We start from the raw sequence: 8,722 nt of genomic DNA, 5'->3' as shown, positions 1-8,722 counted from the left end.
TTTTTTAACTTTATTTTTTTCTACTTCATCTGAAAAATGACATTCTATTTTCAATGGAGAAATTGAATTCTCTAGGATACTATCTGAGAGAGATTCTACGAATTGGATTGGATAAAAAACAGGGTCTGCGTTATTTAAAACCGCTTTAGCTACTAAATTAGATTGCAATTTTTTTCTATTTCCGATCGAAAAATGTTCGTGAGACAAACGTATATTACAATCATATTTTTCTAATTTCTTAACGATATCATAAGCTTCTTCCTCTTCAATTCTCTTTTCAAAGAATGGTTCGTCAAGCTTAGAAGAAATAAATGCACCAGAGTGAGAGACTAATAAGGAAGGAATTTTCAAAGCTTTAGCTATTTTTTTTGTTGCTTGGAAATTTCTGCTTGTAAATAATGTCACATATATACCTTTGTCTTGAACATATTCGACTGCTTCCTTAGTTTCTTTAGTGAGCTTTCCATTTGATTGTAATAACGTCCCATCTATATTAATCGCAAGTAACTTATAAATCATTAAGTTCTCCCCCATTTCACCAAGAATACCGATATTCAAAGATATGACATGCTTGCATTAAATAGAACACATAGTAGTTTGTTATTATTTCCATTTAACATCAAAAAAAGACTCCAATTTCTTGGAGTCTTCAGTTTGTAGACAAAGTACATAAACTAGCGATTCAGACTGATTGAAAACGCTTGTCTTTCGAGGTGTTAAGACGGATGAGTAACTGAGTTACCTTTGATGGTAATTTAGCCCCTCAAGAAGACGAAGTAACGAAGAAAGCGAGCGTTTGGCAAGCAGTCTAACATTATTTATTTAAACTACTGTATAAATCTTCTAATGGTTTCATAATAATTTTATTTAAATCTTGAATAACTAAATTCATTCTTTGTTCAGCTTGCATTAAATTTGATATTAAAGGATTTTGTGAAACCTTTGCCATAAGCGCTTGAGCTTGTGCACTTTCTTCTGGAGAAATTTGTGCACCTTGCATCATTTTTTGCTGCATTGTCATTTGAAAGTTTTGAAACTCGGAAAATAAAGGCTTAGCACTTGGATCAGCTAATATTTGTGAATATAAAGATTGTAGGTTTTTCAAATCTGGGTGCTCATTTAGCGCATTTTGTAGTGAATATGCAATATCATGAATGTTTACTGTCATATTTCTAACCTCCTAATTACTTTGTATCTAACACTATAGCAAACATTCTATTATATGTCAGTTTTTCAGGTATAAAACTATTTATTCTTTTCTTAGTAACTTCATATTTATTGTCGCTCTTAAATAAAAGCTTCTATTAAATATTCATTTTATGGACTTGTTTTACATAAAGAATTCAATACATTCATGTAAGAAAAACATTCACCAACTAGGCGGATATCACATATGATACAACGATAATAATTTTGGAAAGGAGGAGAATCATTGCAATCTTTTCCTAAACATTCAATACCACAATCGTTTGTGATCGTAACAGATACTGTAAATGAAAAATCCATACAACCTCTTGGCACCATCACGAGCCTTTGTGAAGAGTTAACTGACTTATGCGAAGAGCATGAAATGAATTTCTATGTTACTACGTTTCAAAAGCTTATTAGCAATGAGTTAGTTGGATATAAGCGAAGTGAAAATGGCTGGTTTTTAACAGAAGTAAATTCCCCTTCAATTATTCACAACAGAATCCATTCGAGAAAATTAGAACGCACTAAAGAGTTTAAGCAATTGAGCTCAGCTTTATCAAATCAAAATATTCCATTCTTTAACGCACGATTTTTAAATAAACTTGAAGTTTTTAAGTCATTTATCGAATCACCATATTTAAAACCCTATGTTCCATATTCAGAAGAATGTATTTCTGAAGATCAATTAAACACCTTTTTACAAAAATATCAGAACGTTTTTATTAAGCCAATCCATGGTAGCCAAGGGCGGCATATTTTTAAGGTAACAAAAGAAAAAGAACATTATCGATTGCAAAATAGTCAAAATGCAGATGAGGAAAAACAATTTGAAACGATCCATCAACTATTTCAAGTAATTAAACCGCAATTAAAAAGAAGAACTTATATCATTCAAGAAGGCTTGCCATTAATTATGAAAGATCATCGACTCGTTGATTTTCGCTTTCTTTGCCATAAAAATAAATTTAACAAATGGGAAGTAACCTCTACCATTGCAAGATTAGGCCATCCAACACAGTTCGTTAGCAATTTAGCTCGTGGTGGTGATCTTGAAAAAATAGATGAGTTTCTAAGTCAATACTTGCCAAAAAAAGAGAGAATTCACTTTAAAAAATTACTTACTGAGTTAGCAATAGAATGTTGTAAATGCATAGATATATCCTTTGATGGATTATTTGCTGAATTTGGGGTGGATCTTGCTATAGATGATCAATTTAATCCATGGGTAATTGAACTAAATTCTAAGCCTTCAAAGGACTTACAGATAGTAGATCCACTTCATAAAATAAGACCTTCAACAAAAGCTATTTTTTCGCTTGTTCAATCATATTTATAAGTACAAGGAGTGAAGAAGATGAGAATTGGATATTTATCTCTGAAAGAAAGGCAAGAAGGTGAATACGTTCAGTATATGGCAAAGGAAGCAAGTAAACTTGGATATGAATTCGTACAATTTACACCATTTAGCATCCAACCTTCCACTGAAGATATTGTTGGTTGGAAGTACATCCCTGAAACTGAACAATGGGAAAAAACATCTTTTGAAATTCCTAATTTTATTTACGATCGTTGTTTTTATTCGCCAAATGTGAAAAGTAAGCAAGCAAAACCAATTGTAGATTGGTTAAAGAAACGTAAAGATATTACATTTTTAGGGTACGGTCTTCCTGGAAAGTGGGAAACTTATCAAGCCATTTCTACTGATGAAAGCTTAAGTCCTTACATTCCTAAAACGAAAAAATTGTTACACCTAGCTGTATTTTTTGAAGAGTTAAGAAAATCTCGAAGATTAGTGATTAAACCAATTCATGGTTCTAGAGGAATTAATATATACTTTGTGACTTTAAATGCCTATTCGATTAGCGTATCAACTCAAAAGCAAAAAGAAGTGATTGAGACTGTATATGAAACTCGAGATGAATTTTTTGAATGGTTACAACCAATCGTTGAATCTAAAGGTTATGTTTACCAAAGTTATTTGGATTTAAAAACGAAATCACATGAAGCTTTTGACTTACGAATACTATTACAAAAGAATGAAAAAGGCAAATGGGATACCGCGGGAAAAGGAATTAGAGTCGGTCAGCCTAATTCAATTATTTCCAATTTGAGTGCAGGAAGTAATGTTCAACCATTTGATGAGTGGATTAAACAATTCAACCAAAGAACTGCATTAATACTGCAGGAGGATATTGAAACAATCTGTAATCAATTACCGCTTGTACTAGAGAAAAACTTCCTTCCTCTATTTGAAATTGGATTAGATTTAGGAATTGATTCCAATCAAGCAGTATGGATTTTAGATGTAAATTCGAAACCCGGGAGAAAAGTATTACTTCAATCCGATCCTTCTATTCAACATAAACTTTATTCAGCACCAATACAATATTGTCTTCATCTACAATCTAAATCTAAAAATGAAAGAAGTGAAATCAAATAATGAATGATGTTGTAAAAATCGTTACACATCGACAGAGTAAAGACTTAGTCTGTGTCCCCGAAGCATTAACTTCTACTAGAAATATTGAATATATTGCATTTGGTCAAAAAAAGTACCCTTGTCAACTCGTCACGATGAATACACTTCATGATGTCATTTCAATCTCTGAACAGTTAAAAGAAATGTTATGTATTCCATTTGAGGGCAATATTGAACCAATTATTATTGGAGATACACTTCAATTAGGCCCTTTAATTGGGATTTTTACAGCTGGCTTTACTGAATCACTACTTCGACCGATTGGTGATCGGAGTTTTATGTTCGCAAATTTAATGGCTGAAAATAATCTGCAAAACAGCTTTATTTTTATATTTGGAATGCATGGAATTGATTGGGAAACTGAAACAATTCAAGGCTATTTTTTTACAGAAAAAAGATGGGTTAAAGAAGTTGTCCCATTTCCAACTGTTATTTACAATCGTCTACCAAATCGAAAAATTGAAGAACATAAATTAATTAAGAAAGTTCGAAATCGACTTGAGACTGAGTATAAAATTCCTTGGTTTAATCCCGGGTTTTTCAACAAGTGGGATTTGTATGTTAAGTTGAAAAACGAAATATCAGTGAAACATTATCTCCCTGTAACAGAAAAGTTTCATAATTTAGATACAATTGAACAATTACTCTCTCAGCATCAATTCGTCTATATAAAGCCAGAAAATGGTAGTTTAGGTTCAAAGGTTATTGTCATTCGTTACCACCGTGAAGAAGAAATTTATTATTGTCGTTATCGAGAAGATGGAGTAAATAAACTTCAAAAATTTTCATCTCTAAATGTATTGATTAATCGAGTATTTAGAAAAACGAAACTACATGACTTTATCGTCCAACAAGGTATTTCTTTAATTCGATATGAACATCAGCCCGTTGATTTCCGAGTTCATACAAATAAGGATGCCAATGGTAAGTGGCACGTAACAGTCATAGCTGCAAAGGTAGCTGGTAAAGGTAGTACAACAACGCATTTAAATAATGGCGGTCGTGTTAAAACACTTGATGAAATATTTGAAAGCGATAAAGCAAAAAGAATACATGATAAATTATCTTTAGCTGCACTTACAATAAGCGAAGTGTTAGACAAACAATTAGAAGGCCATATAGGAGAAATTGGGTTTGATTTAGGTGTCGATAAAAACGAAACAGTGTGGTTATTTGAAGCGAACTCTAAACCTGGGCGTTCAATCTTTACGAATCCACATTTCAAAGAACAGGACAAAACGATTAAAAGGTTATTTTTAGAATATGCTACGCATCTGTCTAAGCAAAGCACAAATTCCAAGGTTATGGTAAAATGACTTCCGTTTTTTATCATCTTGAATCAAATACATGGTCCCATAATGACATTGATCGCCCAAAAGTTACGCTCGGTCATAATCGCTTACCAATTAACCATTTTTCAATTCAAGATCAAGGCAAAAGCACCATAACATTTCAAGTAAAAAACAATCAGGAACACTTTGGCCCAATTATTGGTATTTTAACTAATGATGATCGTTTCCCATTTAGTGGCAATATAAAAACCTTTAAAAGAATTTGCAAAAAAATCATGTTCGAAGGTGGCATCCCAGTTATCTTTACACCATCTGCATTTTCTGGGGCCTCCCTTAAATGCTATACATTTTGTTTTCAAACAAAAAAATGGCTTGAATTATTTTCACCTTTGCCAGATGTCATTTATAATAGAATACCAACCGTTCTATATGAATCCAATGAAAAATACAAACATTTTCGCAAACAATTATCAGAGCTAAATATTCCTTTTTTCAATGAATCCTATTTATCTAAAATCGGAACAATGTCACTCCTCTCATCTGATAAGTTTTTATCAAAATACATCCCTGAAACGATTGATTTAAAATCTGAAGAAGACCTACGCATTTACTTAAAAAAATGGAATTGTATCTACATTAAAAAACACCATTCCGCAAAAGGATTGGGCGTATTCAAAATTTCATTATTAAAAGATCATACAGTAAGTATCAGAAATGCTTTTCATGTTGAACTAATAAAAGAGATAAAAGAATGTTGGAAATTTCTAACCTCATTAAGTGAGCCATATATTTGTCAGCAAGGGATTGATAGCAAATTGCCTGATGGAAGGAAATTTGATTTAAGAGTCCTAGTTCATAAAAAAGACAAACAATTTATCATTTCTGGAATTGGAGTAAGAGTTGGCACACCTGGTGGAATTACTACCCACGTCCCTAGAGGTGGAACCATTATTCCCCTTCAGGAGCTTCCCATTCAATTAAATGAACAACTACTTCAAAAGATTGTTCAACTCACTGGAGAAGCGTTAAATAAACGTCAAGGTCATTTCTATGAATTCTCTATGGATATTGGACTGCAGCAAGGTCATTATTATATTTTTGAAATCAATTCGAAACCCATGGTGTTTGATGAGGTTGAAATAAAAGAAAAAGGCTTGGAAAATTTAATACATCTATTTTATGAACTTTCAAACTTCGAACCATAGTAACGTTCTATGGTTCCTTTTTTATTCTCATTAACAATGATAAAATGTAATGAAAGAATGTGGAAAGGTACATAAATATGATTGAAAAAATAATTAATTTATTTGGCACGAATTCTGTATCTGTTATACCTGATGAAAACACATACTTAGATTACACTTGGTTTCTCACAGATCACCAAGAATTATTTGGAATAAAAAACGAAAGTATTCAAGATGAACAGAGAAAGCTATTATCTGGAATATTTACGGCATTAGATTCAGAAGCTCTCTTCATACCGACAATCAATAATGGATGGTTTGACTACTTATTTAATGATAACCCAAAAAATCCATTTGCTGATGAAAATGAAGCCAAATTGCCTAGTTCCGTACGTTTTATCCATTTTAATAGCAAACAATTTTTCTCGAATAAAGCAGAATTTGAAGAAGCAATTCTGGCATTTTTCCATAAAGAGATCATCATCATTTGGTCTTCTGCCAGAGAAGGTGTCATAATAGAAAAAATAAACGATCAGCCAATCATGCAATCCTATCTTGAACATATGCAAGAAACAATTGCAGCCGACTTATATCACGATGTTACTTTTTTGGTAGGGAAATGTTATGCTCCTCTATCTGAATTGCAACAGTCATTCGAGATAGAACAACAATGTTTTAGGAAGGCACTAAAGTTAAAAAAACATAAAAGTGTCCTTTGGTTTTCAAAAGAAATGCTTCATTATTTTATGTCTTTCATTCCAGAAGATTTAAGAAACGTACTTCCTAATATTTTGTTAAATGATATGACTTTAAATGATCAAACTCTTTCAACTGTTAAAATTTATCTTCAACATAATATGAATGTAACAGCAACAGCAAAAAAAGCATTTCTTCATCGAAATACAGTTCAATACAGACTAGATAAATTTTCCGAACAAACAGGTATTGATTTAAAGCATTTCGAAGATGGATTAGTTATTTTTTTGGCGATTCAATTACTTGAATTACGTGAAATGTCTTAATACAAGCCTCTTTGTGCAATATGTACAAATGAGGCTTGTATTTTTTGTAAACGTTTACTATTGTTAGAAAACATTTTAATCTGTACAATCTAGTTAATGAAACCGATTTCACAATTAGGAGGAAACGAATCATGGCAGAATTAAAATTAGATCATATTTTCAAAATTTATGATAATAACGTAACAGCAGTTGAAGACTTTAATCTTCACATTCAAGATAAAGAATTTATTGTTTTTGTAGGACCATCAGGTTGTGGTAAGTCTACTACACTTCGTATGATCGCTGGTTTAGAAGATATTTCTAAAGGTGATTTTTATATTGATGGAAAGCGTGTAAACGATGTTCAACCAAAAGATCGTGACATCGCGATGGTATTCCAAAACTATGCACTTTACCCACATATGACTGTATATGATAATATGGCATTTGGTTTAAAATTACGTAAATTTGATAAAGCTGAAATCGACCGCCGCGTGAAAGATGCAGCTCGTATTTTAGGTCTAGAACAATACTTAGATCGAAAACCGAAAGCTTTATCTGGTGGACAACGTCAGCGTGTTGCTTTAGGACGTGCAATTGTACGTGATGCAAAAGTATTCTTAATGGATGAGCCATTATCTAACTTAGATGCAAAACTACGTGTAGCAATGCGTTCTGAGATTTCTAAATTACATCACCGTCTTCAAACAACAACAATCTATGTAACACATGACCAAACGGAAGCAATGACAATGGCAACAAGACTAGTTGTTATGAAAGATGGTATCATCCAACAAGTTGGTACGCCTAAAGAAGTATATGACAAGCCAGAAAATGTTTTCGTTGGTGGATTCATTGGATCACCTGCAATGAACTTTGCAAACGGAAAATTAGAAGATGGATACTTTAACTTAGGTAGCAAGAGAATTGCTGTTCCTGAAGGTAAAATGAAAACGTTAAGAGATAATGGCTATATCGGAAAAGAACTTATTCTTGGTGTTCGTCCAGAGGACTTACATGACGAACCAGTTTTCTTAGAAGCTTCTCAAGGTACAATTCTTGATTTAGAAATTGAAGTTGCAGAGCTTTTAGGTGCAGAATCAATGCTTTACACTAACTTTGAAGGCCATCAATTAGTAGCAAGACTAGATGCTCGTTCTAGCTTTACACATGGTCAAATCATCAAGTTAGCAATTGATATGAATAAAGTACATTTCTTCGATAAAGAAACTGAATCACGTATTCGATAATAATTAGTTAATACAAATAAACGCAGTACCATTTATATTGGTACTGCGTCATTTTATTTTATTGATTATTTTTAAGAAGCCCTCATTACAATCTGGACAATTAAACATATGAGTACAATATTGATTTGAATTTTCTGTTGTTAATCCATCAGATTTTGCTGAGATATCATAGTCCATATATGGACTGTATTTATCTTCATAATCAATAGCTCTTCCCTTATCATCACACTGATTTTCGCAAATTGGACAAATTACTTTTAAATGTTCAATACCATTACAAAGCGGGCATATACCTTCCATCATCATACCTCCACTATGTATAACT

9 protein-coding genes are annotated in these 8,722 nt (G+C 32.3%); 6 read left to right on the top strand and 3 right to left on the bottom strand.

Going from position 1 to position 8,722, the window contains the following annotated elements; genetic code table 11:
- Positions 1 to 519 (bottom strand): HAD-IIB family hydrolase (locus V7056_RS03490; protein WP_499699325.1); only part of this gene is annotated, 519 nt, incomplete at its 3' end.
- Positions 520 to 814: 295 nt separating this feature from the next.
- Positions 815 to 1,168 (bottom strand): YlbF/YmcA family competence regulator, encoded by a 354-nt coding sequence (locus V7056_RS03485; protein WP_499699323.1) that lies wholly within the window; start codon positions 1,166 to 1,168, stop codon positions 815 to 817.
- Positions 1,169 to 1,432: 264 nt separating this feature from the next.
- Here V7056_RS03485 and V7056_RS03480 point away from each other — a divergent pair, with 264 nt between their 5' ends.
- From V7056_RS03480 to V7056_RS03455, 6 genes are all read left to right on the top strand, one after another.
- Positions 1,433 to 2,527 carry a YheC/YheD family endospore coat-associated protein gene (locus V7056_RS03480; protein ID WP_499699321.1) on the top strand — a complete coding sequence of 365 codons (1,095 nt, stop codon included), beginning with the start codon at positions 1,433 to 1,435 and terminating at the stop codon, positions 2,525 to 2,527.
- Between the two features lie 18 nt (positions 2,528 to 2,545).
- Positions 2,546 to 3,631, top strand: a complete 1,086-nt coding sequence (locus V7056_RS03475; RefSeq protein WP_499699319.1) for a YheC/YheD family endospore coat-associated protein — start codon at positions 2,546 to 2,548, stop codon at positions 3,629 to 3,631.
- Positions 3,631 to 4,986 (top strand): YheC/YheD family endospore coat-associated protein, encoded by a 1,356-nt coding sequence (locus tag V7056_RS03470; protein WP_499699317.1) that lies wholly within the window; start codon positions 3,631 to 3,633, stop codon positions 4,984 to 4,986. Before V7056_RS03475 ends, V7056_RS03470 begins: the two co-directional genes overlap by 1 nt.
- Positions 4,983 to 6,167 carry a YheC/YheD family endospore coat-associated protein gene (locus V7056_RS03465; protein ID WP_499699315.1) on the top strand — a complete coding sequence of 395 codons (1,185 nt, stop codon included), beginning with the start codon at positions 4,983 to 4,985 and terminating at the stop codon, positions 6,165 to 6,167. The genes V7056_RS03470 and V7056_RS03465 overlap by 4 nt, the downstream gene beginning before the upstream one ends.
- A gap of 77 nt (positions 6,168 to 6,244) precedes the next feature.
- Positions 6,245 to 7,168, top strand: coding sequence for a PucR family transcriptional regulator (locus V7056_RS03460; protein WP_499699314.1), 924 nt, complete (start codon positions 6,245 to 6,247; stop codon positions 7,166 to 7,168).
- Between the two features lie 131 nt (positions 7,169 to 7,299).
- Entirely contained in the window at positions 7,300 to 8,397 is a 1,098-nt protein-coding gene (locus V7056_RS03455; protein WP_499699312.1) for an ABC transporter ATP-binding protein, read from the top strand.
- Positions 8,398 to 8,445: 48 nt separating this feature from the next.
- Here V7056_RS03455 and V7056_RS03450 read toward each other — a convergent pair whose 3' ends face one another.
- Entirely contained in the window at positions 8,446 to 8,697 is a 252-nt protein-coding gene (locus V7056_RS03450; protein ID WP_499699310.1) for a hypothetical protein, read from the bottom strand.
- Positions 8,698 to 8,722 lie beyond the last annotated feature (25 nt).

Source organism: Bacillus sp. JJ664 (assembly GCF_036962205.1).
Classification (GTDB): domain Bacteria; phylum Bacillota; class Bacilli; order Bacillales; family Bacillaceae_G; genus Gottfriedia.
Note: the sequence above shows the minus strand (reverse complement) of the source record. Positions and strands in the feature narration are given on the sequence as shown.